This is a genomic window from Escherichia sp. WS2035 (assembly GCF_046487065.1).
Classification (GTDB): domain Bacteria; phylum Pseudomonadota; class Gammaproteobacteria; order Enterobacterales; family Enterobacteriaceae; genus Escherichia; species Escherichia coli.
This window is the reverse complement of record NZ_JBJQKD010000008.1, coordinates 98,198-124,581: the sequence shown is the minus strand read 5'-3', so window position 1 is coordinate 124,581 and position 26,384 is coordinate 98,198. Positions and strand designations below refer to the sequence as shown.

The window sequence follows — 26,384 nt, the reverse complement described above, 5'->3', positions numbered from 1 at the left end:
TCCGGCCTTCGTTTTCACTATGAGTATTACAGCGCGGCGATAACAGCCTGCTGTTCAATCAGCTTCGCTTTCGCTTCTGCGTAGCCTTCCAGCTTCTCACGCTCTTTCGCGATGACCGCTTCCGGTGCGCGGGCGACAAAGCCTTCGTTCGCCAGCTTGTTCTCAATACGGCTGATTTCGCCTTCGATCTTCGCCACTTCTTTCGCCAGACGTGCCAGCTCATCTTCTTTGTTGATGAGGCCTGCCATCTGGATCAGCAGTTCTGCGCCGTCGACGATCTTTGTAACGGAAACCGGACCTTTATCATCAGCAGGCAGCACGGTGATGCTTTCCAGACGCGCCAGCGTTTGCAGGAAGCCACGGTTTTCATTTACGCGACGTTCTGCATCCGCGCTGCAACCACGCAGCAGCAGCTCCAGCGGTTTACCCGGTGCGATGTTCATTTCTGCACGGATGTTACGTACAGCAACGATCGCCTGTTTCAGCCACTCGGTGTCGGCCAGTGCGGCTTCATCAACCTGAGACGCATCGTACTGCGGGAACGGCTGCAGCATGATGGTGTCGGCAGTGATACCGCAAAGTACTTTCACACGCTGCCAGATGGTTTCGGTGATGAACGGAATGATCGGATGCGCGAGGCGCAGCAGACCTTCCAGTACAGTCACCAGCGTATGGCGAGTACCGCGCAGTTCGGCTTCTGTTCCACCGTTCATTACCGGCTTGGTCAGCTCCAGATACCAGTCGCAGAACTGGTTCCAGGTGAACTCATACAGAATGCCTGCGGCGATATCGAAGCGGAAGCTGTCCAGCGCTTCGCGGTACGCTTTGATGGTCTGGTTGAACTCCGCCAGAATCCAGCGATCCGCCAGCGACAGCGTCATTTCACCGCCGTTGAAGCCGCAATCCTGACCTTCCGTGTTCATCAGCACAAAACGGCTGGCGTTCCACAGCTTGTTACAGAAGTTACGGTAGCCTTCCAGACGCTTCATATCCCAGTTGATGTCACGACCGGTAGAAGCCAGCGCCGCCAGGGTGAAGCGCAGCGCGTCAGTACCGTGCGGCTCAATGCCGTTCGGGAACTGCTTCTCGGTGCGCTTACGGATTTTGTCCGCCAGCTGCGGCTGCATCATATTGCCGGTACGTTTTTCCAGCAGTTCCGGCAGCGAAATACCGTCAACCATATCCAGTGGGTCAATCACGTTACCTTTGGATTTGGACATCTTCTGGCCTTCGTCATCACGAATCAGGCCGGTCATGTAAACGGTGTGGAACGGCACCTGCGGTTTGCCATTTTCATCTTTGATGAAGTGCATGGTCATCATGATCATGCGGGCAATCCAGAAGAAGATGATGTCAAAACCAGATACCATCACGCTGGTTGGGTGGAACTGGCGCAGTGCGTCGGTGTTTTCCGGCCAGCCGAGCGTGGAGAAGGTCCACAGCGCGGAGGAGAACCAGGTGTCGAGAACGTCTTCATCCTGACGCAGCGCAACATCAGCACCGAGGTTATTTTCTTTACGCACTTCGTCTTCGTTGCGACCAACATAAACATTACCCGCTTCGTCATACCATGCCGGGATACGGTGACCCCACCATAGCTGACGAGAGATACACCAGTCCTGAATATCGCGCATCCAGGAGAAATACATGTTTTCGTACTGCTTCGGTACGAACTGAATGTCGCCATTCTCAACCGCTTCAACTGCCGGTTTCGCCAGCACGTCGGCACGTACGTACCACTGGTCGGTCAGCATCGGTTCGATAACCACGCCACCACGGTCGCCATAAGGAACGGTCAGGTCGTGCGGTTTAATTTCTTCCAGCAGGCCGAGCGCGTCAACCGCAGCAACGACTGCTTTACGTGCAGCAAAACGCTCCAGTTTCTGGAACTCTGCCGGGATTTCGCTGGAATAAACGTCAGATTCGTTACCTTTGGTATCGAACACCTGGGCGCTTTCACGGATATCGCCGTCAAAGGTCAGGATGTTGATCATCGGCAGGGCGTGACGTTTACCGACTTCATAGTCGTTAAAGTCGTGCGCTGGGGTGATCTTCACGCAGCCGGTGCCTTTTTCCATGTCGGCGTGTTCGTCGCCAACGATCGGAATACGACGGTTAACCAGCGGCAGAATGACATATTTGCCAATCAGATCTTTATAACGCGGATCTTCCGGGTTAACGGCCACGCCAGTATCGCCCAGCAGGGTTTCCGGACGGGTAGTCGCAACCACCAGATAATCTTTACCGTCTGCGGTTTTCGCGCCGTCAGCCAGCGGATAGCGGATGTGCCACATCGAACCTTTCGATTCGCGGTTTTCCACTTCCAGGTCGGAGATAGCGGTGCGCAGTTTCGGGTCCCAGTTTACCAGGCGTTTGCCACGGTAAATCAGGTCTTCTTTATACAGACGAACGAAAACTTCTTTCACCGCATTGGACAGGCCTTCGTCCATGGTGAAGCGTTCACGCTCCCAGTCGACGGAGTTGCCGAGACGGCGCATCTGACGGGTAATGGTGCCGCCGGATTCCGCTTTCCATTCCCAGATTTTGTCGATGAAAGCTTCGCGGCCGTAGTCGTGACGGGTTTTACCTTCTTCTGCGGCAATCTTGCGCTCAACGACCATCTGGGTAGCGATCCCGGCGTGGTCAGTACCGACCTGCCACAGGGTGTTTTTGCCCTGCATGCGCTGATAGCGGATCATGGTATCCATGATGGTTTGCTGGAAGGCGTGACCCATATGCAAACTGCCGGTGACGTTCGGCGGCGGGATCATGATGCAGAAACTTTCCTGGCTTTCATCGCCATTAGGCTTAAAGTAGCCCTGCTTTTCCCAGTGCTCGTAAAGCGGCTGTTCGATATCTTGTGGGTTATATGTCTTTTCCATTATTTCCAGGTTGCCGTATTCAGGTTGAAACCAGCCACGCGGTAGGCTTTATAGCGTTCGCGCGCCAGTTGTTTCAGAGAATCTTCATAAGGAACGAAGTCTACCACTTCTGTGAAAGCGGTGGCAAAATCTGCAAAGCTTGTTCGCAGACTAATCAATATATCGCGCGGGCTGCTGCTGCGCTTTTGCGGCCAGGCGATCTCCACCGGCGCACCGCCGCGCGGTCCTTCTCCCGCTAAATTATGCGGAACAAAGCTTTCTGCCGGACGCGCCCACAGGGCTTCATCCAGTCGGTAAGCCTGCTTTTCATCTTCACAGGCGATGAGCACGCGCTTACCACTGCGCCAACGTTCTGCGGCAATTTCACACACCAACTGCTCAACGGCGCTTAAGCCATCGACGGTGGTGTCATTGTCCAGAAGGTAGAACGTTGCGTTTTTCATATATGGGGCTTCTTGTGGTGGATTTAAATACGCATCAGGTATACACCGCAGCGCCTGATGCGACGCTGCCGCGTCTTATCAGGCCTACAAGTTAAGTGCTGTGTGTAGGTCGGATAAGGCGTTCACGTCGCATCCGACAATAACAGCCTTGCCTGATGCGACGCTGCCGCGTCTTATCAGGCCTACGAGTTCAGTGCTGTGTAGGTCGGATAAGGCGTTCACGCCGCATCCGACAAAGACAACTTTACCTGATGCAATTACTCTTCGCCGTTAAACCCGGCGCGATTCAGCAGGAACTGTGCCAGCAACGCCACCGGACGCCCGGTGGCGCCTTTCGCTTTACCAGAGCGCCAGGCGGTTCCCGCGATATCCAGATGCGCCCAGTTGTACTTACGGGTAAAGCGCGACAGGAAGCAACCTGCGGTAATCGCCCCACCAGGACGACCGCCAATGTTCGCCATATCGGCAAAATTGGACTCCAGTTGTTCCTGATACTCGTCACCCAGCGGTAAACGCCATGCGCGGTCACCGGATTGTTCAGATGCGGCAATCAGTTCATGGGCCAGCGGATTGTGGTTCGCCATCAGACCGGTAATGTGATGGCCTAGCGCGATAACGCAGGCACCGGTCAGCGTCGCCACGTCAATCACCGCTTCCGGCTCAAAACGCTCAACGTAAGTTAACACATCGCACAGTACCAGGCGGCCTTCGGCATCGGTGTTCAGCACTTCAACGGTTTGACCGGACATGGTGGTTAACACATCGCCCGGACGATAGGCACGCCCGCCAGGCATGTTTTCGCAGCCTGCCAGCACGCCAATAACGTTAATCGGCAATTGCAGCTCCGCGACCATCCGCATCACACCGTAAACCGCTGCCGCACCGCACATATCGTACTTCATCTCATCCATGCCTTCTGAAGGCTTGATGGATATACCGCCGGAGTCGAAGGTTAAACCTTTACCCACCAGCACGATTGGGCGTGCATCTTCCGACGCGTTGCCTTTGTACTCAATCACTGACATCAGCGATTCGTTTTGCGAACCCTGACCGACCGCCAGATAGGAATGCATCCCCAGCTCTTTCATCTGCTGTTCGCCGATAACTCGGGTGATGACATTCTTGCTGTAGCTGTCAGCCAACTGGCGCGCCTGAGAGGCGAGGTAAGCAGCGTTACAGATATTCGGTGGCATATTGCCGAGATCTTTCGCGGCTTTAATCCCTGCGGCAATCGCCAGACCATGCTGGATCGCGCGTTCACCGCTGGTCAGCTCACGGCGGGTCGGCACGTTGAACACCATTTTACGCAGCGGACGACGCGGCTCGCTCTTGTTCGTTTTCAACTGATCGAAACTGTAGAGCGTCTCTTTTGCCGTCTCGACAGCCTGACGCACTTTCCAGTAGTTGTTACGGCCTTTAACGTGCAGCTCGGTCAGAAAGCAGACCGCTTCCATCGAGCCAGTATCATTCAGCGTATTAATGGTTTTCTGAATAACCTGCTTGTACTGACGCTCATCCAGCTCACGTTCTTTGCCGCAACCAATAAGGAGGATGCGTTCAGAAAGCACGTTTGGCACATGGTGCAGCAACAGTGTCTGCCCCGGTTTTCCTTCCAGTTCGCCCCGACGTAGCAGGGCGCTGATGTACCCATCGCTGATTTTATCGAGCTGTTCTGCAATCGGAGAAAGGCGACGTGGTTCGAAGACGCCCACGACGATGCAGGCACTCCGCTGTTTCTCCGGGCTACCGCTTTTTACACTAAACTCCATGCACTACGCTCCTGAATCTTAAAGACAACGGCGGTGGCTACAGATAGAATTGCAAGCTTTCGTAACTCATGTCCGCTGTTGCGATGACTTCGTGTTAATCTTAACGTTATTACGGCATTGGCACGTCAGAACAAAATCTGAGAGGTGAATCCGTTGAGTATAATTATCTTAGCGACGATTTCGACGACTCAAGAGAATAAATGACGTTTAAGCCATGAAACAAGCTAAAATCCTGCAAAAGACGAGTTTTTACGGGCGTATTTAAAGTGATAATCATAAGATATCTGGTGCGGGAGACGCTCAAAAGCCAGCTGGCGATACTCTTCATCTTGCTTTTGATCTTCTTCTGTCAAAAGTTAGTGAGGATCCTCGGCGCAGCGGTTGACGGCGATATTCCGGCGAATCTGGTGCTCTCCCTTCTCGGGTTGGGCGTGCCGGAAATGGCGCAGCTTATCCTGCCATTAAGCCTGTTCCTCGGGCTGCTGATGACGCTGGGCAAACTGTATACCGAAAGTGAAATTACGGTAATGCATGCCTGCGGTCTGAGCAAAGCGGTGCTGGTGAAAGCGGCAATGATCCTTGCGGTGTTCACGGCAATCGTCGCGGCGGTTAACGTGATGTGGGCGGGACCATGGTCATCGCGTCATCAGGATGAAGTGTTAGCAGAAGCGAAAGCGAACCCTGGCATGGCGGCGCTGGCGCAAGGGCAATTCCAGCAAGCGACTAATGGCAGCTCGGTGCTGTTCATCGAAAGCGTTGACGGCAGCGATTTCAAAGATGTGTTCCTCGCGCAAATTCGACCAAAAGGTAATGCACGACCTTCTGTGGTGGTGGCCGATTCCGGACATTTAACCCAGCTGCGCGACGGCTCCCAGGTCGTCACTCTCAACCAGGGAACGCGCTTCGAAGGCACTGCACTGTTACGTGATTTCCGCATTACGGATTTCCAGGATTATCAGGCGATCATTGGTCACCAGGCGGTGGCGCTCGACCCGAACGATACCGACCAGATGGACATGCGCACATTGTGGAACACTGACACCGATCGTGCTCGCGCAGAACTGAACTGGCGTATCACGTTGGTGTTCACCGTGTTTATGATGGCACTTATGGTCGTACCGCTGAGCGTGGTTAACCCGCGTCAGGGACGCGTACTATCGATGCTGCCAGCCATGCTGCTGTATCTGTTGTTCTTCCTGATCCAGACCTCCCTGAAATCGAACGGCGGTAAAGGTAAGCTGGACCCGACACTGTGGATGTGGACCGTTAACCTGATTTATCTGGCTTTGGCGATTGTTCTCAACCTTTGGGACACCGTGCCGGTCCGCCGCCTGCGCGCCAGTTTTTCGCGTAAAGGAGCGGTGTGATGCAACCTTTTGGCGTACTTGACCGCTATATCGGTAAAACTATTTTCACCACCATCATGATGACACTGTTCATGCTGGTGTCGCTGTCGGGCATTATCAAGTTTGTCGATCAGCTGAAAAAAGCCGGGCAGGGGAGTTACGACGCGTTAGGCGCAGGAATGTATACCTTGCTGAGCGTGCCGAAAGATGTGCAAATCTTCTTCCCGATGGCGGCTCTGCTTGGGGCGTTGCTTGGTCTTGGGATGCTGGCGCAGCGCAGCGAACTGGTAGTCATGCAGGCTTCTGGTTTTACCCGTATGCAGGTGGCGCTGTCGGTGATGAAAACCGCCATTCCGCTGGTCTTGCTGACGATGGCGATTGGTGAATGGGTCGCGCCACAGGGCGAGCAGATGGCGCGTAACTACCGTGCGCAGGCGATGTACGGCGGCTCGTTGCTCTCTACCCAGCAAGGTTTATGGGCGAAAGATGGCAACAACTTCGTCTACATTGAGCGGGTTAAAGGTGACGAAGAGTTAGGTGGCATCAGTATTTATGCCTTTAACGATAATCGTCGTCTGCAATCCGTACGCTATGCCGCTACCGCGAAGTTTGACCCGGAACATAAAGTCTGGCGTCTGTCGCAGGTTGATGAATCTGATTTGACCAATCCGAAACAGATCACCGGTTCGCAGACGGTGAGCGGCACCTGGAAAACCAACCTCACGCCAGACAAACTGGGCGTGGTGGCGCTGGACCCGGATGCACTCTCTATCAGCGGTTTGCACAACTATGTGAAGTATCTGAAGTCGAGCGGTCAGGATGCCGGACGTTATCAGCTCAACATGTGGAGCAAAATCTTCCAGCCGCTATCCGTGGCGGTGATGATGCTGATGGCGCTGTCGTTCATCTTTGGCCCACTGCGTAGCGTACCGATGGGCGTGCGTGTGGTCACTGGTATTAGCTTCGGTTTTGTCTTCTACGTACTGGACCAGATCTTCGGCCCGCTGACGTTGGTTTACGGCATCCCGCCGATCATCGGCGCACTGTTGCCAAGCGCCAGCTTCTTCTTAATCAGCCTGTGGCTGTTAATGAGAAAATCGTAACCTGATGAACGAATAAAGGGAGCGAAAGCTCCCTTTATTATTGTTAGCAAAGTGTGCTTCGTTCATGTCTGAAAAATCATGAAAATTCAATATATTGCAGTGGTGTTGGCATGATAAGGCGCGCCAGCGTCGCATCAGGCAAAGACAAATCGCACCTGGCTTACCTTCTTCTCCCTCCCAGCAAACTCCCCAACATCCCGCGCACAATCTGATTCGTCACCTGGCGGGCGGCGCTTTTTGCCATTGTTTGCACCACACCATCTTTCTTCCCGCCGCGTGGTCCAGTAGTGCCAAACAAAATATCCTTCAATCCACCGAGAATACCGTCATCCACCGCCACCTCTTTCCCTTTCGCGGGAGGATTATTTTGCTGCTCGATACTGGCCTGAAAGCCTTTTTGCAACATCTCATAGGCGGATTCCCGGTCCACGTCATCCTCGTACTTGCCATACACCGGGGAGTGGTTAATCAAGCCATTGCGCTCATCTTCCGTCACCGGCCCCATTCGTGAACAGGGGGCAATCACCATCGCCCGTTCCACCACTGAAGGGCTTCCTTTCGCATCGAGAAACGAGATTAACGCTTCGCCGGTTCCTAGTTCCTGAATCGCCTTTTCCGTATCAAATGCAGGGTTGGGGCGCATGGTTTGCGCCGCAGCTTTTACTGCTTTCTGATCTTTAGGCGTAAAAGCACGCAAAGCGTGTTGAACGCGATTACCGAGCTGCCCGAGCACGTTATCCGGGATATCTGACGGGTTTTGCGAAACGAACCAGACGCCCACGCCTTTTGAGCGAATAAGCCTTATCACCTGCTCAATCTTATCCAGCAGTACCTGCGGTGCATCGTTAAACAGCAGATGCGCTTCGTCGAAGAAAAACACCAGTTTTGGTTTCTCCAGATCGCCCGCTTCCGGCAATTGTTCATACAACTCTGAAAGCATCCACAACAGGCTGGCGGCGTACAGTTTCGGCATCTGGTAGAGTTTTTCGGCGCTAAGGATATTGATAACGCCTTTACCGTTGGCATCGGTGCGCATCCAGTCTTTGATATCCAGCATCGGCTCACCAAAGAAGTGTGCTGCGCCTTGCTGTTCCAGCGACAACAGCCCGCGCTGGATGGCACCAACCGATGCACTACTGATATTACCGTACTGATTCTGGAAGGATTTGGCGTTATCGCCGATGTACTGGGTAATAGCCCGCAGATCTTTAAAGTCGAGCAGCAACAATCCCTGATCGTCAGCAATGCGGAAAATGATATTCAGCACGCCAGATTGCACATCGTTGAGATTCAACAGTCGTGCCAGCAACAGCGGCCCCAGATCCGAAACCGTCGCCCGCACCGGATGGCCTTTCTCGCCAAAGATATCCCACACCACCACCGGATTGGCATGCGGTTGCCAGTCGTTGACGCCGATATTTTTCAGTCTTGCGAGCAGTTTTTCCGACGCCGTTCCTGCCTGCGCGATGCCGGTCAGATCGCCTTTCACATCGGCCATAAACACCGGAACACCGATTTCCGACAATGACTCTGCCAGTTTTTGCAACGTGACAGTTTTACCCGTCCCCGTTGCGCCAGTAATCAGCCCGTGACGGTTAGCCATTCCCGGCAGTAAAAACAGTTCTGTGTCCGGCGTGCGGGCAATTAACAGGGGTTCGCTCATGAGATTTCCTCCAGTTTCCTGCCTGGAGTATAGGCAACGGCTGTGCACTCTTCACCGCTAAATTCAGCAGATTGCGAGACGCCTTCCAAAGAGATTTAAAAGCCGGGCGACAGGCACCCGGCAAAGGGATCAGAAGTCGGCTTTCAGGACCACTCGGTAGCGCGCTTTACCATCGCGTACATGCTGAATGGCGTCGTTAATTTTCGACATTGGGAACAGTTCGGTGGTCGGCGCAACCTTGCTGCGGGCGGCAAAGTGCATCAGCTTACGCAGCTCATAAGGTGTACCGGTTGCTGAACCAGAGACGCTGCGGTCGCCCGCAATTAACGTAAAGGCCGGAACAGACAGCGGCGTGAGAACTGCACCGACCGTATGGAAATTACCGCCGTACGTCAGCGCCTCAAAATAAGGCTGCCAGTCGAGGCTGACGTTCACAGTATTGATAATGAGATCAAACTGCCCCGCCAGAGTTTTCAGTGCCTGCGGATCGCGGCTATTCACCACTTTATCGGCACCCATCGCCAGTACTTCCTGCTCTTTCGCCGGATTTGAACTAAAGGCTGTCACCTCGCATCCCATTGCGTGCAGAAGTTTTATAGCGATATGCCCCAGCCCGCCTATACCAATGACCCCGACGCGGCTGGTGGCGGTGATATGGTGCATTAACAGTGGCTTAAAGACCGTGATACCGCCGCACAATAGCGGCCCGGCAGATTCGATATCAATATTTTCTGGCAGTGGGATCACCCATTGCCAGTCTGCACGCAGCTTCTCGGCAAAGCCACCGCGATTCATAATTGTTGGCACCGCGCCTTGCTCGCAGTTGATCTGATTACCGCTAATACAGGCATCGCAGTGACCACAGCTACGCGCCGTCCAGCCAATCCCGACACGCTGACCGACCTGCAAACCTTTATCCTGCGCGGCGCTCCCGAGCGCCACCACGCGACCAATCACCTCATGCCCGGCAACCAGCGGATATTGTGAAAATCCCCATTCGTTGTCGATCATCGACAGATCGGAATGGCAGATCCCGCAGTAATCCACCTGCACTTCAACATCTTGTGGCTTCAGCTCACCGGGATCGTACTCATAAACTTCCAGTTCGCCGCCAGCCTCTTTTGCGGCATAGCTTTTTATCATCGACATATTTTTGTCCTTCTCTGGTGTTGTCTGGGAAGTGTAGAGCATGGCAGGGCGGGGTGCCTGGAGTGTGACAAAGGTTACACATCGCTGTATGCAATGCTGAAAATTTCAGCACTTAGCGAGATGCGAGCAAGCTGGCGCTTGCATGGTGGCGTGCGACAGGTATAATCCACATCGTTTTCCGCATACCTCTTCAGTGCCGAAGTGGCGAAATCGGTAGACGCAGTTGATTCAAAATCAACCGTAGAAATACGTGCCGGTTCGAGTCCGGCCTTCGGCACCAAAAGTATGTAAATAGACCTCAACTGAGGTCTTTTTTTATGCCTGAAATCCGCGCCACGCAAGGCTTTTCCAGCTTTTCTCCTCAACTGAAGTCAACCTGACTCAACCCACATCAACAGGCTTGTGAGTATACTAATGAGTATATTTGCCGATTCGATATTGCTTGTATACTCACGAGATACCAATGGAAGGAAGACCATTATGGCCCTAACGGATACTAAAGTTCGTTCTGCGAAACCAGAGGAGAAAGAGTATTCACTTGTTGACGGCGACGGCATGTCCTTACTTGTAAAACCTGGCGGTTCAAAGTATTGGCGATTTCGTTTCCGCTTTGGCGGTAAACAACATTTGATGGCGTTCGGCGTTTACCCGGATGTTTCACTGGCGGATGCGCGGAAGAAAAGGGAAGAGGCCAGAAAGCTGGTAGCTGCTGGTATCGATCCTCGTGAGCATAAGCGTGCTGTGAAAGAAGAGCAGGCGAAAGAGATTATTACTTTCGAGAAGGTTGCCAGAGAGTGGCTCGTAACCAACCAAAAATGGTCGGAAGATCATGCTAATCGTGTAAAAAAGAGCCTGGAGGACAATATCTTCCCGGCAATTGGTGCTCGCAATATTGCTGAACTGGGCACCCGCGATCTGTTAATTCCTATTAAAGCCGTGGAGAAATCCGGACGTCTTGAAGTGGCTTCCCGCCTTCAACAGCGCACCACGGCCATCATGCGTTATGCAGTGCAAAGCGGGTTAATTGATTACAATCCGGCGCAAGAGATGGCGGGGGCGGTTGCTTCCAGTAATCGACAGCATCGTCCGGCGCTGGAGTTAAAGCGCATCCCTGAGTTACTTGAGAAAATAGACAGCTATACCGGCAGGCCGCTAACTCGCTGGGCAACGGAACTTACTCTGCTTATCTTTATTCGGTCCAGTGAGCTGCGTTTTGCTCGCTGGTCAGAGATCGATTTTGAAACGTCAATGTGGACCATCCCGCCTGAGCGAGAGCCTATTCCCGGCGTGAAACATTCTCAGCGAGGATCAAAGATGCATACACCGCATCTGGTGCCGCTTTCAAAGCAGGCGCTGGCGATCCTGAAGCAGATAAAACAGTTCTGTGGCGAACATGAGCTGATTTTTATTGGCGATCATGATCCGCGTAAGCCCATGAGCGAGAACACGGTAAACAGTGCGTTACGGGTGATGGGGTATGACACTAAGGTTGAGGTTTGTGGTCACGGCTTCCGCACAATGGCCTGTAGTTCGTTAATTGAGTCAGGGCTATGGTCGAAGGATGCGGTGGAAAGGCAGATGAGCCATATGGAACGCAATTCGGTGAGGGCGGCGTATATCCATAAAGCGGAACATCTGGATGAGCGCAAGCTGATGTTGCAGTGGTGGGCGGATTTTCTGGATGCCAATCGGGATAGAGCGATTACGCCGTTTGACTATGCGAAGATCAATCGGGGTAATGGCAAGTGAGTTGAATGCCGTTATTCCTCGGCTGATGTTTAAATTTAAAAGACCAACCAGCCCGCTTAGGACTGGTTGGTCGCTGTATTTTTTACCGTTGTTATCAGAATTCTATCTGCCAGGTACAGAACCGCCAGAGAAAAAGGATGTCTGCAATAATGCCTTGAATGTACATATAGTTGCGAGCATCATCGCAAATATGTGCTCATGGATTCTCCAACGCAATGACCTCTGACAAAACCATAAAACAAGCGATATCAAATATCACCATCTGGCGCAAAGGCGAACAACGTGCGCCACATAAGCCATTATTGCTGCTGTACGTTCTCTCACTCTATCGGCAGGGTCATGGTCGCCTGTTTAACTATGGTTCTGAAATCTACGAGCCCCTGTTGGATCTTCTGGAACGTTATGGACCGCAGCGCCGTGACCAGCGCCCGGACATGCCGTTCTGGCGTTTGAAGGGTGATGGCTTCTGGGAACTACAAAACGCGGAATTGTGCTCAACCAGTGGTAGCCGCCAGCCGCCCCGACGTGAACTCATTGAATATAATGTAGCTGGTGGATTTGATGCCGATAATTTTGCGTTGGTGGCAAAAAATCACAGGTTAATTGATACGCTGGCGCAGCAGCTCCTGGGGGCGCATTTCCCGGCCAGTATTCAGGAAGAGATCGCTGACGAGATGGGTTTTGATATTCGCACCTCTCTCCGTCAACGCGATCCGAAGTTTCGCCAGATGGTGCTACGTGCTTACAATTATCAGTGCGCTATCTGCGGCTTTAACATGCGCCACGACAATGCGCCGATTGCTCTGGAAGCCGCTCATATCAGATGGAAGCAGCACCATGGCCCTTGTGAAGTACCTAATGGCCTGGCATTGTGTGCAATCCACCATAAAGCGTTTGATCGTGGTTCGATTGGCCTGGATGAAAATATGCGTGTGGTGGTTTCCGGTGCGGTAAATGGTGGTGGAGTGGTACAGCGACTGTTCTGGGATTTTGCGGGAAAGGCGATTGCGTTGCCACCGGTTAAAGAAAATTATCCGGGCGAGCAGTTTGTTGAATGGCACAGAAAAGAGGTGTTCAGAGGAGAGGGAATCTGAAATAGATTGATTTTTTTCTTTAGATTATTAAGTTAGTTATTGATAACGGCTTTATTATGTGGAGGGTATATGGTTAGGCGTAATGTGAAATGGTTGTCTTTCTTTATTTTTATTTCTATTCTGTCTTTATTTCGCGGGTGGTCGTTTATTAAACAGTTTCATCTGTCGGCATTTACTGTACTTGCTGTATTTATTTATGCGTTGTATAGCTATATAAGAATTTCAAATTTTGTAAATAAGATGGAGTTAAATAATAAATTCATTGTTTTTCTTAGGTTGAAGAAATTTGTTTTGTTTTTTAAGCAAGGGACTAAGCTCACTATTCTGGAAAGAAATATTGTCTTTTTTTCTGTTTATATACCTTGTCTGCTTATCATGTGCTTATATTAGGTAAAATGCATGTCATTAATAAATGGTTAAATGTGGGTTTATATAACTAATTCATAGGTGTCATTCCAGTTTTATTGGTTAAATTTGTCGTTCTGCTGCTTCAATGTGCCGAAAATAATTTTTTGTTCTTAAATAAGTATTGGCTGATAAATTGTCTCTCCTTTAATAAAATTTGAAGTTGTTCACGGTTTATAGGGTTCTTCAATTATTAATGTTTTTTCTTTGTTAGCATCTTTCCTCAATGCTATGTATCTTTATAAAGATACGACCTAATCTTATTTGGCATTTTTAAAATCCTGTATTATATTGCGAAGTATAATAAGCTAAGGAACGAGCCGAAAATAAAAAAACGTCTAAATATTGCTAATCCAACCAGTTCATCAAGGCGACAGCCTTTCCATGATGCATTCCTCCAGCCTAGCTGAAACAATGTTGACCATGATAGAATAAATATTCCGGTGGCGCTAACGGCGTCTTTCCATTCTAATGGATAGATAATCCGAAATTTCCCTGAGTAAAATCCAATCGCAATTACTATAAAAAGCACACCCAACATTATTAGCACTGACGCAAGAATGGACTTTCTTAAGTCATCACAATACTCTTCGAGGGAGTGTTTGTGATCATCTGGATTTAGACTGTATTTCCCCGCCTCAAGTTTTCTCTTATATTCATCCTTCTCAAGTTCAAAAGCCATCTTATTGATAGCACCAAGCGTAATAAATTTTTCCTTGTTGAAGAAAAAATAAAACATTGCTTTATAAATATTTGCTTTTTTAGGTAATTGTGCTGTATTCATATTATCACAAAAAATGAGTAACGATGTTGACAGCAAGAAGCTGTCAACATGAAATTTACATCGTCCAGTGATTCGAAATAACTTCCGCTTGTTTTAAAATTAACTCTACCGCCCCAGGCGTTTTGTCAGGCGGATACTTATAACGGCGCAGAGTCTGGCGAACCAGGATACGCAATCTCGCACGCACGCTCTCGCGCACCTGCCAGTCAACGGTAGTGGATTGCCTCAACTTTAAGGTGACTTCTATCGCCAGTTTCTTAAGTACCTCATCTCCTAACTCCCGGACGGCGCTTTCATTTTCTGCCAGTGCATCGTAGAAAGCGATTTCGTCAGGATTCAGGCCAAGCGCATCGTCACGCTCCATTGCAGACTGAAAATCCTTCGCCATCTGGATCAGCTCTTCAATCACCTGCGCCGTCTCAATAGCCCGGTTGTTGTATTTAATCAATACAGCCTGAAGACGTTCTGAATATTTCCTCTCCTGCACTACATTGTTTTTTGTACGGGACTGGATACCGTCATTAATCAGTTTTTCCAGCAGCTCTACCGCCAGATTTCGATATGGCATATCGCGGACTTCCTGCAAGAATTCATCTGAAAGCAAGCCAATATTCGGTTTATCCAGACCAGCCAGCGTGAAAATATCATCCACGCCGTTAGCAATAACGGCATTATCCAGAATCTGTTTCAGCGCGGAGTTCTTCTCAGCTTGGCTTATTTTTTTGTCCACGCTGGTGAATTTGCTGATAGCGGCTTTTACCGCCGACAAGAAAGCAATCTCTAGTTTATAAGGCTGTGCCGCATCCAGCGTACAGCAAAGCGACCAGGCTTTAGTAATTGCCAGTACGTTATCGAGAAAACGCTTCTTACCGTCTTCAAGGCCGAGCACATAGTTTGCAACTGGTACTAGCAACTTCTGCGCATGAGCTTCAAAGCCGGTGTAATCAAAACCCGCTGACGTTGCCGTTTTGGCAAACATACCGTGGATGATGTCCAGCTTTTCCAGCATGATTGCCAGTGCTTCTTCAGCGTTGACGGTCGCATCACCTTTACCGTTTGCATCGGTATAAGTTTTCAGCGCCAGTTTCAGCTCATTGGCGATACCAATATAATCCACCACCAGCCCGCCGGGCTTGTCTTTGAATACCCGGTTGACACGGGCAATAGCCTGCATCAGGTTATGGCCGCGCATCGGTTTGTCGATATACATAGTGTGACAGCAAGGGGCATCAAAGCCGGTCAGCCACATATCGCGCACTATCACCAGCTTCAGCGGGTCGTTCACATTCTTAAAGCGGGACTCCAGCCGTTTTTTAGTCCGTTTGTTGTAGATATGCGGTTGCAGCATTGCCTTATCAGATGCTGTACCGGTCATCACGATTTTGATTTGCCCTTTTTCAGGATCGTCATCGTGCCACTCCGGACGCAACGCAATAATTTCATCGTAAAGATGGACGCAGATTTCACGGCTCATGGCGACAATCATCGCCTTGCCGTCCATTACGGTATTGCGCTTCTCAAAGTGAGAAATCAGATCGGCAGCGATCTGCTGAAGACGTGGTTTAGCACCAACCAGTTTCTCCAGGCGGCTCCATTCACCTTTGGTTTTTTCTCTCTGATCCAGCTCATCGTCCTCAATCAGTTCTTCAACCTGATCGGACAGCGCCGCCAGCTCTTCATGATTGAGATCGAGTTTTGCCAGCCGGGATTCATAGTGAATAGGCACCGTTGCGCCATCGTCCACAGCGTCCTGAATATCATAAATTGAGACGTAATCGCCAAATACAGCGCGAGTATCGCGATCCTCTGCCGAAACCGGTGTACCGGTAAATCCCAGAAACGAGGCGTTAGGTAGCGCGTCGCGCATATGTTTAGCGTAACCGTATTTATAGACGCCGGTTTTACGATCCAGGTTGGCTTTCATGCCGTACTGGCTGCGGTGCGCTTCATCGGAAATAACAACGATATTGCTGCGTCCATTGAGAATCGGATGGGCGTTTTCCCCTTCTTCCGGGGAGAATTTCTGCACGGTGGTAAAGATAATGCCGCCAGCATCGCGAGTTGCAAGCAGATCACGCAATGTTTCACGGTCATCTGCCTGTACCGGCATTTGCTTGAGTAGCTCCTGTGCCTGGCAGAATGTACCGTAAAGCTGGCCATCCAGATCGTTACGATCGGTCACAACAACAATCGTCGGGTTGCCCATCTCCGGCTGTTGCAACAGTTTGCTGACATAGCAACACATGGAGATGCTTTTACCGGAACCCTGCGTATGCCAGACCACGCCCGCTTTCTTACTGCCTGGCTGAATATTGCTGTGCAGTACCAGTTGCTTACCGGTCGAAGCAACGATCGTCGCCTGCACGGCCTCACGCACCGCGTGGAACTGGTGATAACCAGCTATTTTCTTAATTAGCCTTTCATCGTTATTTTCAAACAGAACGAAATAGCGGATATAGTCGAGCAGCAATTCCCGGTTGAAGAAACCCCGTACCATAGTTTCCAGTTGCCATTCCAGCAACGGCTTATCGTTTTCATTGCTTATGGCTTTCCACGGCATAAAACGTTCTTCCGTGGCGGTCAGGGACCCCACACGCGCCAGATAACCATCACTGACAATCAACGCTTCATTGCTGATAAACAGGTCGCGTATTTCGTCTTTATAGGTCTGTAACTGATGGTAGGCATCCCAGATATCTACCTTGTCATCGACAGGGCTTTTTAGTTCCACAACCGCCAGTGGTATTCCGTTAATAAAGCAGATGATATCTGGGCGGCGAGGCTGTTTCGTTCCGCTGATAGTCATTTGATTGACCACCATAAAACGGTTGTTTTGCGGCTGGCTAAAATCCACCAGCAGAGCGTGGTCGTGGATGAGTTCTTCGTCGCGACGGTACTGTACCGGAACCCCTTCCAGCAGCCAGTGATGGAAAGTTTTGTTACTGGCAATCAGATCCGGGCTTTCAGCGCGAGTAATACGGGAGATGACCTGTTCGAAGACGTCAGCAGGCAGATGCGGGTTGATTTTTTGCAGGCAGGCGTTCAGCACGGGTGTCAGGAATACATCATGATAGCTGGCGCGTTGCGGGTTACTGCCATCGGGGGCAATATCCGGCCCGTGATGAATTTCCCAACCTTGTTCGGCAAACCAGCCCAGGCAAAGCTGTTCTAAGTCGTCTTCGGTAAGCATCGGTAACGTCCTGTGTTATACGTGTTCGGCTTCTTCTGTTGTATTTTCAGCTTCATCATGCCCGTTAAAGGTCTGCTTGATCAACTGGTTAAGCTGTGGCAGATACGGCGAAAGCGCATTCTCAAAACGGGTCATATGTTCCACCAGCCAGTCGATCATTTGCGGCCAATTTTCCTGCTGGAAGCCATCTATTTTTTGGCGGTATTGAATACGGCAGGCTTTTTTACCAGGTAGCGATAGCCACTCCAGTGGGTTGCCGAATACCTCTTCGACAGATGTGCGGTGTTGTTCAAGCCAGTTCAACGCCATGGTGTTGATGTCTGCCGATGCTCGCGAAATCCATAATTCTACGCGGATTTCCTTCTTGCTGAATATTAGGCTATAAGGCATACCACTTATGCCAGAGCCTGCACATAACCAGTGATCCATAGACGGGCTGATGTTGTTATACAGCGTACAGTCGCTGGCATGAAATTTCTCCAGCATCTGCGTCCAGAAGGCCTTGCGCAGGCGTTGGCTCTGTTTCAGTTCACCGCTGGTTGATTGTTCTTCTGCTTCCTTCTGCGCCATACCGATCATGTAGGATTCGGCTTCCGGTGTGGGAATAACCTGGCGGATGTCGATGAATACATCATTTCCATAACGGTAAGGCGTGACCTTAAAGCACTGGACACGGATATTGAACTGCATCAGCCAGAGCGCAGTATTAGTGACTTCCTTGCGGAAATTTGCCGCAACCATCATTACGCGCTGGGAACGGCTTTGGTTAATTTGCACTTCATCCAGGCTTTCATGTTCAAGGAATTCTGCCAGCACGTCAGAAGCCGGGCGGCTTTCTTCTGGATCGTTCTGATCGAGGTAACGCTGGAAGATCTCAACAATATGTTCTTTGCGTAGATTCGCGCAGTAGCCCGCGTACTTCAGCGCCTGCCACACGACATCACGCCCGGAATCATCGAGCTTGTTCTCGATGATCACCAGATTACCGTCTTTGTCGATCGCCAGCAGATCTAACCGCTCTTTGGTGTCGTCAAACCCGGCAAATTCTTTCTGAATAATAAGTAATTCATCATCGCTGCTGCGGGTCAATGCCTGCGGATGCTTCGCCAACCATTCCTGTAAGTGGTAGCGTTCGGTGAAACCCGCGTTAGTGAAGGTGGTTTCTTGGAGCGGTTGCAGGCTATTACTGGGCTGATCAACTTTGAACATAGTCAGCTTCCTTGGCTATTTCCTCGGCGTCCGGTAACGTAATTTCTCCGGAGAGGAGTTTGGGGAGGAGGGTGTCGCGGAGTTGTTCCAGTGATTTATTTTGTCTAAGATTGTTATGCTTATAAGCAAATAACTCTCTGACATAATAGTGGAAGCATTCTATTAGGTTTTTGCTGCTGCTATGATCAATAGGAATGATACACGGAGTAGATAGTATAACCTCAGCATTAACTGCTGGATATGCTCCGCCATCGGCTAAATGGGCCAGACGTTCGATATTATCCTTAGACGTTGCACAGATATAAATAAACGAACTAAAGTGTTCATGTTTTGGCGTTAATACTGCAAAACCGGTGCTCCCAGTCAGGCCCTCTTCAGCAATAAAGGCATATGAACCATTTCCTGGCCTCACAGTTCCTACAATAGTGTCACCGGGTTTTAATATTCTACGGGCACGACTTGGCGCATCAGAAAATAAGAAATCTTCAGTTGAATGAATAATGCCCCATTTTGTGTTTGCTAAATCAACATACTTTAATGATTCTGGAGCATTCTTCTTTGACCAGGAAGAGTTATTAAGTAATGCAAGATATGATAAGTCCGTACAAAACCATCCAACAGGAATCTCTCCTAATTCGCTGTCTTGCATCGCTAGCGGGAACAACTCTGCTATAGCTCTAAGTTCGGCATATTTTTCAGGATACTCTCGCTGAAATACAGCTAAAGAATCAGCATCTTTCCCAGAAATCGCTGTCATGGCAGCAAGCGTTGCATCTTTTTGCGAACCACCTGCTTCCAGCACCGCGATTTTGGCTTTTACCGGTTCAAAATTGACAAACCAACTTTTGAAAAGGGCTTGTACCATTTGTTCTAAGGTTTGATTTATTTCAGCATTTTTAGATAACTTATTATCAATTGAACTTAAAATCTGAATTACTTTTTTTTGTGTATGTATATCAGGTAGTTGTATCTCGAAAGAAGGCATCTCTCTGATTGAAATACGATCAGTAGTACTACCGTGGATCGTTTTTTCTCTAATCACATCCTGAAATGTTGGAGATAAATAAGCATATAACAAATACTGAGGTAATACCTTATCTTGTTTGGCTCTCAGCAATCCCATACGTCTACCTAAACAGCAACGTAACCCTTCAGGAATAATTGATGCTTCGCCAATTTTCGTTTCATAAGAAAAAACGACATCTCCGGCTTGAGGTGTTACTCTACGTGTCCATTTAACAAAATCATCTTCGGAAATGAAGGATGATTTTTCCAAATTTAATCTTCCATTCTCAATAGAAGAGATACTTAAAAAAATAGCATCCCCTGTCTCTAACTTTTTAGGCGTTGCATGAGGGCCATCATAAATCTCGGCAATTTCATCAAGAGTATAAGTTATATTAGATCTCATAACCCAGCCCCCCAAAATTTGCTTTAATTTGTGCCTCCAGTCTTGCACTATCCTCTAGTTGATCTTTTAGCTGTATAGCTAACCGTGCCATCTTTTCTGCAAATGGCTCGTCATCTTCTTCCTGCTCAACCGCACCAACATAGCGTCCTGGTGTTAGAACAAAATCGTTTTTCTTTATATCGTCTAGTGTGGCTGCAAAACAGAAACCGGCCTCATCTTCATAATCTTTATCTGTCTGCCAGGCATGGAAAGTATTGGCAATCTTTTTGATATCATCCGTTGAGAAATCACGTAATACGCGATCTTTCATAAACCCAATCTGTCGGGCATCAATAAACAGCACCTCACCCTTACGATGCGCTTTACCATTACCTCCAGATTTATCTTTCGTCAACAACCAGATACAAGCGGGGATCTGCGTGTTAGTGAAGAGTTGACCTGGCAAAGCTACCATACATTCAACCAAATCAGCTTCGATAATCTGACGGCGTATATCACCTTCCGTATTACTGTTAGAGCTCATCGAACCATTTGCCAACAACAACGCCATCGAACCTTTCGGTGCCAGGTGGTGGATCATGTGCTGCATCCAGGCAAAGTTGGCGTTACCCTGCGGTGGTGTACCGTACTGCCAGCGCACGTCATCTTCTAGCTTCGCATTCCACCACTCTTTCATATTGAAGGGTGGGTTAGCCATAACAAAATCGGCACGTAAATCCGGGTGCTGATCGTTCAGGAACGTATCGGCGTTCTGTTTACCGAAGTTAAAATCAATACCGCGAATCACCATGTTCATCGCAGCCAGACGCCAGGTAGTAGGGTTGGACTCCTGCCCATAAACGGAGATATTGCGTTTTTGTTCAGCAGCGTTGTAATGCTTTTCATCTGCGTGCGCTTCGATAAAGCGATCGCTGGAAACGAAGAACCCACCAGACCCCATCGCCGGGTCATACACGCGGCCATTGTAGGGCTGGAGCATTTCAACAATCAGCGTAACGATGCTTTTCGGCGTGTAATACTGGCCGCCCTGTTTGCCTTCCGCCAGTGCAAACTGACCAAGGAAGTATTCGTAAACGTGGCCGAGAATATCTTTGCTCTTCAAATTGAGCTTCACGCCATTGTATTTAGGTTCGCTGAAACTGGTATCGGAGAAAACGTTAATCAGGCTGATTAGCAAGTCGTTACCAAGCTGATAATGCCCGATACGGTTAAGGATGTTTTTCAGTTTCGGGTTACTGTTTTCGATAGTATCCAGAGCGATATCAATCAGCTTCGATACTGACGTCATGACGATATCTTTGCCGCTATCGTCTTTCCCCAGAACCGTCCCTACAGGCAGAGCAGCATTGGTTTTAAGCGTTTCCCAGCGAGCCAGTTTGGGTACCCAGAAGACGTTTTTCTCAGTGTAGTAATCCTGAACTTCCAGCTCTTCTGCGATCGCCTGCTGGTACGCCTCTTCTGTGTCGTAATCGTCACGAGACAGCGCGTAAATGTTGTCCGGGTTGAACTTGTCTTCAAACAGTCCTTTCAGTTCCTTCTGGCGGGCGTCAAAGGCATCTGAAACATACTTCAGAAAGATAAGCCCCAGTACCACATGCTTGTAGTTGGCTGCGTCCATATTGGCGCGTAGCTTGTCTGCGGCTTTCCAGAACTTAGTATCCAGATCGTTCAGAAATTGCTGTTCAGCGTTGTCCATCAAAACCTCAAAAAATCATTTATGCCTGGTTCGATGTCCAGGTTGTGTAAAATCGGGGAAATTGCCAGAGATCATACCCTGACGTCAGAGTGATACCAAGATGAAGGACTGATTTCCGCATCAATACCTTGCGGCAAGGGGGATTACATTTTTACACTTGTAGATGCAAAATAACGGTATTTTCCACCTCCCTATCGGAGCATCTTACGCACTATGACCTCTCTCGTTTTTTCCTATTCTCATGCAGACGAAGCACTGCGCAATGAGCTTGAGAAGCATCTTTCCCCCCTGAAGCGCACGGGCAAGATCACGACATGGCATGATCGTCGCATCATTCCAGGACAAGAGTTTGAGAACCAAATAGATCATTACTTTTCTCAGGCTGATATCATCCTGTTGTTGATTAGCAGTGATTTCATCGCTTCTGACTATTGCTATCAGGTAGAAATGACCAACGCTCTGGAGCGTCATAACCGGGGCGAGGCTGTGGTCATTCCTGTGATCTTAAGAGAGTGTGCCTGGCATCAGTTACCGTTCGGCAGCATTATGGCAGCGACAATTGATGGTAAACCTATCACCAGGTTTGCCAGCCACGATGAGGGTTATGTTCAGGTTGTCGATGCCGTTTCCCGCGCTATTGCCAATTTGGAAGCGAAAAAGCCGCAACAGATTGTGCACACCCCAGTTCCGGCTAATCCAATGTTTCAGGCGACGGATACCGTTTTTACGCCACGTTCCAGCAATCTTTCTTTGCCAAAGCATTTTACAGACCTTGATAAAGATCGTGCCTGCCGTGACGGTTTTGAATATGTCGCCCGTTATTTTGAAGGCTCGCTGACTGAACTCAAAAAACGCCATGCCGGGTTAGAGGTTGATTTTAATAAGCGTGACGCAAATGCCTTCACTTGTGCGATCTACATTGGGGGAAGCAAAGTAGGTCAATGTGCAATCTGGCTTAATAGCGGGCGAAATATGGGGATAGGCGATATTGGTTATAGCCAGGATGGCGTGATTGGCAATGCTTACAATGAAATCTTAACCATTGACAATAACGGCCAGATCCTTGGTTTTCGCCCATCAATGGGCGTCTTCAGCCCTGGCTACTCAAGGGATACCTTGCTCACTAACGAGGGTATGGCTGATCATCTATGGGATATGTTTTTTGAGCCAATAAAACAGCAGGCTCGTTAACATAGCCTGGGCGTTACTCCGTAATACCTGTCTATTTATTGGCTTATAAATATTTTCAGCACTAAATCATTTTAGTAAGTAGCAGATATCTTTTCCCGGCTAACACAAAATACGACAGGTTGTGTCGTATTTTGACGTCGCTTTTACCCAAAATCATTATTAATTCATTTTGTTTCAATGAATTAATCAACTCTTCGCATCTTCGCCATTTTTTCTATCCACTCCCCTCTGGTACGACATAAAGTGTCGTACCTGTACGGCATAATCTCCCGTATCAATACCATGATATTTTGGGAGAACAGGACTGTCCCCACCATGAAAACACTGCATGATCATTATGACCGCCTGTCTGTCAGGCTATCAGTCATTATCACCCGCTTACTGGCTGGCGAATCTCTGGAGCTTAAAGCGTTAGCAGATGAGTTTGGTGTTTCAGAGCGCACCCTACAGCGGGATTTTCAGCAACGCCTAATCCATCTGGATCTCGAGCATTCCAGCGGAAGCTACCGACTTACCCGCCGAACGGGCCGGGAGCACTCACCCAACACCTTTGCGTTTATCCGTAATTCCGGGATTTCGGGGATTATTCCGGCTCAGAATCGCAGGTTAATTCGACTGATTACCAGTAACTCCGGAAGCTCACCGTGCCTTATAGGGCATGGAGGGCTGCCATCTCCAGTTACACAAACCGCCTGTTTTCTGGAACTGGCGGAAGCTATCCGCGACTACCGCGCCGTTACATTATTAGTTAACGGTAAAAGCTACGAAGCAGTAGCTCCCCGCCGTCTGATATTTCAGTCCAAAAACTGGTTTCTTGTTGCTACCCGCACCAGAAATCTACAGGTGTTTCGGATGGAAGACGTTAACGCTGTAACCGTTCTGGATACTTCTTTTCGCAGAAAGCCTGAACTTGATGCTCTGACTGCCAGTGAAGAGTTCATTTCAGCCCTCCCACACTTTCGTTTCATAAGTGACGTAATTCAGACCTTCAGAGAGTAACAGACAACGTTTATTTCAAATTAAAAAAGGAGACCTCGTATGGATGACCCGGTAAAGGGCGAAGGCCGGATGATTACTGATGCCAGTGGCGTCACCAGAAGGGAAGGCGGGATTTTTGGAATGTGGGGCAATATATTTCCAGAACGTAATGGTAGCAACGAGCAAAAAGGTGATAGCAAACCGCACATACCCGACATCAGGGATATTCTTGATATTTTCCCTCAGCCACTGCGGGAAAAGCTGTTGAACAAAATCAGTGAAGCCATCGACTATGAACCCGTGATTGGTGTCATGGGAAAAACAGGCGCGGGGAAAAGCAGCGTATGTAATGCGCTGTTTAAAGGGGAGGTTTGTGCAGTTAGCGACGTTGAGGCATGTACTCGCGAAGTTCAGGAATTGCGTATACGCTTCGGCAAACATTCGCTAAAGATCATTGATATACCTGGTGTCGGTGAGAATGCCCGGCGGGATAAGGAGTATGAAGATTTATACCGCAATTTGCTTCCCTCCCTGGATCTTATCCTGTGGGTAATAAAAGGAGACGATCGGGCCTTTTCTGCGGATGAGCATTTCTACAACAATGTTCTGCTCCCTGCTGGTGGGGGTGAGCGCGTTTTATTCGTCCTTAACCAGGTTGATAAAATTGAGCCATTCCGCGAGTGGGATACTCATCTGCATCAGCCATCTCCTGCACAGCGCATCAACATCGAAAAGAAAGAAGCCTACATTACTGAACGATTTGGTTTTACGCACTATCCGGTGACACCTGTCTCCGCCGATGAGGGCTACAACATTCTTCGTCTGGTAGAGACTATTATTCGGGCTTTGCCTGATCGGGCTAAAAGTAGCACGGCTTCGCAGGTTAAGGATGAGTTCAAAACCGACGAAGTAAAGACGGAAGCAAAAAACGGCTTTGGCAGCGTAATCTCCGGGATACTCGACGACGTTATTGATTCTTTTCCGTTACCAAAGCCTGTCAAAGAGCTTACCCGAAAGGGGAAAGACAAACTTATCGAGTGGGCTGGTAATGCCTGGGACCATTTTTTTGGATAGGGAAAGTGCTTAATGAAACCAATCATTATACCTGTATTGTTTGTATCTTTATTTGCATTCCACCCTGCTTATGCTGTCGGGGCCTATGACCTGCAATGTCTGCTTGATAACGGTGAGCAAATGACACTCAGCCACGTCAGCAATACCGTTTATATCAGTTTTGAAACGCCAGGTGGTGACTCCGAAGAAGGTGGTTCCGTTATCAAACTGGATATTCCTTCCGGCGAAGCGAAACAGACTCTGGCGGCTAATCCGGGAGCAGGAATTGCTTCTTTCACATTACGTGGAGAAAATGAAGATATCGAAGGCGCGGTTGCCGTCAATTACTCAGAATATGATGGTACAGGTGATGCTTATTACACTGCCATGAATGCAATGGGGCAGGAAACCAGCACAGTATCATGCAAGCCGGGTACCATTAAGGTTTCCAGGAGCCTCCTTCAGAATGGCATTAATGGCGTTGGTAGCCAGCAGGCTAATAAACCTGCTCCCTCTCAACAACAGCAGGCACAGCAATCTACGACACCACCATTTAAAGTTCAGTTCGGCAGCTCTGTCAGCAATGAAGGCTGGAATACCAGATATGGTGTTATTCAGCTCACTATCACTGATGACAACGTGGTGCTGAAATCCATTCGGGTAAACAGAGGGAACTGTAAAATGGAGAGCGTCGGTAACAGAACCCTGCCAGCTAAATATAAATTCGGTGATGTGGCTACGTTCAAATATATGAAGTGTGACCGTATCATTGAAGCTGACATTGTGACCGATACGGGTAGCTGGACATTTAATTCCTAATTTTACCTTTAGCAGCATCCGGGGAATTCCTGCTAAATAAGCAGGCTATTCCCCGGTTAATTATTTTTCGACAACGTTAAATGAAACGTATTTCATCCGGGTATAATGAAGTTACGCGCCGAAAGATGCACAGCAACGGCCCTGTCAGGCGCTTACTGATATAGCGTTTGTGCTGAATTAATGTTTACGGGTAAAGCGTGTGGAGATGATATCAGAGGAATTAATAGCGGGATTCTGCAATACGTTCCGTCAGCCAGCGTTTAACTTCACTTTCCCGCCAGCGGGAACTACGCCCCAGTTTGATAGGCTTTGGAAACTTGCCTTCACTAATCAGTTTATAAAACCATTTGTCGGTCAGGCCAGTAATCGTGGTAATAAATGCCATCGTCACCAGTTTGTCATTCATCAGGTCAGTATCGGTATTCGGTTGATTGTTCATGACGATTGTCC

General features: G+C 49.2%; 20 protein-coding genes and 1 tRNA gene. 10 read left to right on the top strand and 11 right to left on the bottom strand.

The features are described from left to right. Positions 1-26: 26 nt before the first annotated feature. The 3 genes from valS to pepA form a co-directional block, all read right to left on the bottom strand. Positions 27-2,882, bottom strand: a complete 2,856-nt coding sequence (valS, locus tag ACJHX4_RS14900; protein WP_001531233.1) for a valine--tRNA ligase — start codon at positions 2,880-2,882, stop codon at positions 27-29. After that, on the bottom strand, positions 2,882-3,325 hold the full coding sequence (gene holC / locus ACJHX4_RS14895; RefSeq protein ID WP_000786399.1) for a DNA polymerase III subunit chi: 444 nt from the start codon (positions 3,323-3,325) through the stop codon (positions 2,882-2,884). Before holC ends, valS begins: the two co-directional genes overlap by 1 nt. A 257-nt stretch (positions 3,326-3,582) precedes the next feature. Continuing rightward, the gene (gene pepA / locus ACJHX4_RS14890; protein ID WP_000397144.1) at positions 3,583-5,094 is read right to left on the bottom strand and encodes a leucyl aminopeptidase; all 1,512 of its coding nucleotides are present in this window, start codon (positions 5,092-5,094) and stop codon (positions 3,583-3,585) included. Positions 5,095-5,247: 153 nt separating this feature from the next. Here pepA and ytgA point away from each other — a divergent pair, with 153 nt between their 5' ends. From ytgA to lptG, 3 genes are all read left to right on the top strand, one after another. Further along, positions 5,248-5,298, top strand: a complete 51-nt coding sequence (gene ytgA / locus ACJHX4_RS14885) for a protein YtgA (RefSeq protein ID WP_211180521.1) — start codon at positions 5,248-5,250, stop codon at positions 5,296-5,298. A gap of 62 nt (positions 5,299-5,360) precedes the next feature. Further along, positions 5,361-6,461, top strand: a complete 1,101-nt coding sequence (gene lptF / locus ACJHX4_RS14880; protein ID WP_000584114.1) for an LPS export ABC transporter permease LptF — start codon at positions 5,361-5,363, stop codon at positions 6,459-6,461. Beyond that, complete coding sequence (gene lptG, locus ACJHX4_RS14875) at positions 6,461-7,543, top strand: LPS export ABC transporter permease LptG (protein WP_001523844.1); 1,083 nt, start codon at positions 6,461-6,463, stop codon at positions 7,541-7,543. The genes lptF and lptG overlap by 1 nt, the downstream gene beginning before the upstream one ends. Before the next feature lie 160 nt (positions 7,544-7,703). Here the strand turns inward: lptG and ACJHX4_RS14870 are convergent, their stop codons facing one another. Next, positions 7,704-9,206 (bottom strand): helicase HerA-like C-terminal domain-containing protein, encoded by a 1,503-nt coding sequence (locus ACJHX4_RS14870; RefSeq protein WP_001531239.1) that lies wholly within the window; start codon positions 9,204-9,206, stop codon positions 7,704-7,706. A gap of 129 nt (positions 9,207-9,335) precedes the next feature. Beyond that, a complete protein-coding gene (gene ahr / locus ACJHX4_RS14865) occupies positions 9,336-10,355 on the bottom strand; it encodes an NADPH-dependent aldehyde reductase Ahr (protein WP_001531240.1) in 1,020 nt (339 codons plus the stop codon). 195 nt (positions 10,356-10,550) lie between these two features. Between ahr and ACJHX4_RS14860 the strand changes: the two genes are divergently transcribed. The 3 genes from ACJHX4_RS14860 to ACJHX4_RS14850 all read left to right on the top strand — a co-directional run bounded on the left by ACJHX4_RS14860 (position 10,551) and on the right by ACJHX4_RS14850 (position 13,198). Beyond that, positions 10,551-10,635: transfer RNA gene (locus ACJHX4_RS14860), tRNA-Leu, on the top strand. A gap of 200 nt (positions 10,636-10,835) precedes the next feature. Then, the gene (locus ACJHX4_RS14855) at positions 10,836-12,104 is read left to right on the top strand and encodes a tyrosine-type recombinase/integrase (protein WP_001531241.1); all 1,269 of its coding nucleotides are present in this window, start codon (positions 10,836-10,838) and stop codon (positions 12,102-12,104) included. A 215-nt stretch (positions 12,105-12,319) separates the two neighbouring features. Then, a complete protein-coding gene (locus tag ACJHX4_RS14850) occupies positions 12,320-13,198 on the top strand; it encodes a phosphorothioated DNA-binding restriction endonuclease (RefSeq protein WP_001531242.1) in 879 nt (292 codons plus the stop codon). A 691-nt stretch (positions 13,199-13,889) separates the two neighbouring features. On the opposite strand, the gene ACJHX4_RS14845 is transcribed toward ACJHX4_RS14850, so the two are convergent. Genes ACJHX4_RS14845 through ACJHX4_RS14825 form a run of 5 tightly spaced genes read right to left on the bottom strand, consistent with a single transcriptional unit; the run spans position 13,890 to position 21,893 of the window. Continuing rightward, positions 13,890-14,387: a hypothetical protein gene (locus ACJHX4_RS14845; RefSeq protein WP_001531244.1), complete on the bottom strand. Its 498-nt coding sequence runs from the start codon at positions 14,385-14,387 to the stop codon at positions 13,890-13,892. Between the two features lie 55 nt (positions 14,388-14,442). Next, entirely contained in the window at positions 14,443-17,577 is a 3,135-nt protein-coding gene (locus ACJHX4_RS14840) for a type I restriction endonuclease subunit R (RefSeq protein WP_001531245.1), read from the bottom strand. Positions 17,578-17,592: 15 nt separating this feature from the next. Then, complete coding sequence (locus ACJHX4_RS14835) at positions 17,593-18,786, bottom strand: DUF4268 domain-containing protein (RefSeq protein WP_001531248.1); 1,194 nt, start codon at positions 18,784-18,786, stop codon at positions 17,593-17,595. Then, positions 18,773-20,197: a restriction endonuclease subunit S gene (locus tag ACJHX4_RS14830; RefSeq protein WP_001531249.1), complete on the bottom strand. Its 1,425-nt coding sequence runs from the start codon at positions 20,195-20,197 to the stop codon at positions 18,773-18,775. The genes ACJHX4_RS14835 and ACJHX4_RS14830 overlap by 14 nt, the downstream gene beginning before the upstream one ends. Further along, positions 20,187-21,893 (bottom strand): type I restriction-modification system subunit M, encoded by a 1,707-nt coding sequence (locus ACJHX4_RS14825; protein WP_001531250.1) that lies wholly within the window; start codon positions 21,891-21,893, stop codon positions 20,187-20,189. The genes ACJHX4_RS14830 and ACJHX4_RS14825 overlap by 11 nt, the downstream gene beginning before the upstream one ends. 213 nt (positions 21,894-22,106) lie before the next feature. On the opposite strand from ACJHX4_RS14825, the gene ACJHX4_RS14820 reads away from it, so the two are divergent. The 4 genes from ACJHX4_RS14820 (at position 22,107) to ACJHX4_RS14805 (ending at position 25,934) form a co-directional block, all read left to right on the top strand. Further along, positions 22,107-23,084, top strand: a complete 978-nt coding sequence (locus ACJHX4_RS14820; protein WP_001531251.1) for a toll/interleukin-1 receptor domain-containing protein — start codon at positions 22,107-22,109, stop codon at positions 23,082-23,084. 315 nt (positions 23,085-23,399) lie between these two features. After that, the gene (locus tag ACJHX4_RS14815; protein ID WP_001531252.1) at positions 23,400-24,083 is read left to right on the top strand and encodes a WYL domain-containing protein; all 684 of its coding nucleotides are present in this window, start codon (positions 23,400-23,402) and stop codon (positions 24,081-24,083) included. A 39-nt stretch (positions 24,084-24,122) separates the two neighbouring features. Continuing rightward, positions 24,123-25,136 carry a GTPase family protein gene (locus ACJHX4_RS14810; RefSeq protein WP_001531253.1) on the top strand — a complete coding sequence of 338 codons (1,014 nt, stop codon included), beginning with the start codon at positions 24,123-24,125 and terminating at the stop codon, positions 25,134-25,136. Positions 25,137-25,148: 12 nt separating this feature from the next. Beyond that, positions 25,149-25,934 (top strand): hypothetical protein, encoded by a 786-nt coding sequence (locus ACJHX4_RS14805; RefSeq protein ID WP_001531254.1) that lies wholly within the window; start codon positions 25,149-25,151, stop codon positions 25,932-25,934. Between the two features lie 220 nt (positions 25,935-26,154). Here the strand turns inward: ACJHX4_RS14805 and ACJHX4_RS14800 are convergent, their stop codons facing one another. Further along, positions 26,155-26,373, bottom strand: coding sequence for a helix-turn-helix transcriptional regulator (locus ACJHX4_RS14800; protein WP_001531256.1), 219 nt, complete (start codon positions 26,371-26,373; stop codon positions 26,155-26,157). Between the last annotated feature and the right edge of the window lie 11 nt (positions 26,374-26,384).

Excerpts from the sequence above, each read along its gene's own strand:
- ACJHX4_RS14835 (WP_001531248.1), bottom strand. The coding sequence starts at position 18,786 with ATGTTCAAAGTTGATCAGCCCAGTAATAGCCTGCAACCGCTCCAAGAA.
- ACJHX4_RS14810 (WP_001531253.1), top strand. The coding sequence starts at position 24,123 with ATGGATGACCCGGTAAAGGGCGAAGGCCGGATGATTACTGATGCCAGT.
- lptG (WP_001523844.1), top strand. The coding sequence starts at position 6,461 with ATGCAACCTTTTGGCGTACTTGACCGCTATATCGGTAAAACTATTTTC.
- ACJHX4_RS14840 (WP_001531245.1), bottom strand. The coding sequence starts at position 17,577 with ATGCTTACCGAAGACGACTTAGAACAGCTTTGCCTGGGCTGGTTTGCC.
- ACJHX4_RS14805 (WP_001531254.1), top strand. The coding sequence starts at position 25,149 with ATGAAACCAATCATTATACCTGTATTGTTTGTATCTTTATTTGCATTC.
- holC (WP_000786399.1), bottom strand. The coding sequence starts at position 3,325 with ATGAAAAACGCAACGTTCTACCTTCTGGACAATGACACCACCGTCGAT.
- ahr (WP_001531240.1), bottom strand. The coding sequence starts at position 10,355 with ATGTCGATGATAAAAAGCTATGCCGCAAAAGAGGCTGGCGGCGAACTG.
- ACJHX4_RS14845 (WP_001531244.1), bottom strand. The coding sequence starts at position 14,387 with ATGAATACAGCACAATTACCTAAAAAAGCAAATATTTATAAAGCAATG.
- ACJHX4_RS14850 (WP_001531242.1), top strand. The coding sequence starts at position 12,320 with ATGACCTCTGACAAAACCATAAAACAAGCGATATCAAATATCACCATC.
- ACJHX4_RS14825 (WP_001531250.1), bottom strand. The coding sequence starts at position 21,893 with ATGGACAACGCTGAACAGCAATTTCTGAACGATCTGGATACTAAGTTC.
- ACJHX4_RS14855 (WP_001531241.1), top strand. The coding sequence starts at position 10,836 with ATGGCCCTAACGGATACTAAAGTTCGTTCTGCGAAACCAGAGGAGAAA.
- ACJHX4_RS14800 (WP_001531256.1), bottom strand. The coding sequence starts at position 26,373 with ATGAACAATCAACCGAATACCGATACTGACCTGATGAATGACAAACTG.
- ACJHX4_RS14815 (WP_001531252.1), top strand. The coding sequence starts at position 23,400 with ATGAAAACACTGCATGATCATTATGACCGCCTGTCTGTCAGGCTATCA.
- ACJHX4_RS14870 (WP_001531239.1), bottom strand. The coding sequence starts at position 9,206 with ATGAGCGAACCCCTGTTAATTGCCCGCACGCCGGACACAGAACTGTTT.
- ACJHX4_RS14820 (WP_001531251.1), top strand. The coding sequence starts at position 22,107 with ATGACCTCTCTCGTTTTTTCCTATTCTCATGCAGACGAAGCACTGCGC.
- valS (WP_001531233.1), bottom strand. The coding sequence starts at position 2,882 with ATGGAAAAGACATATAACCCACAAGATATCGAACAGCCGCTTTACGAG.
- ACJHX4_RS14830 (WP_001531249.1), bottom strand. The coding sequence starts at position 20,197 with ATGAGATCTAATATAACTTATACTCTTGATGAAATTGCCGAGATTTAT.
- pepA (WP_000397144.1), bottom strand. The coding sequence starts at position 5,094 with ATGGAGTTTAGTGTAAAAAGCGGTAGCCCGGAGAAACAGCGGAGTGCC.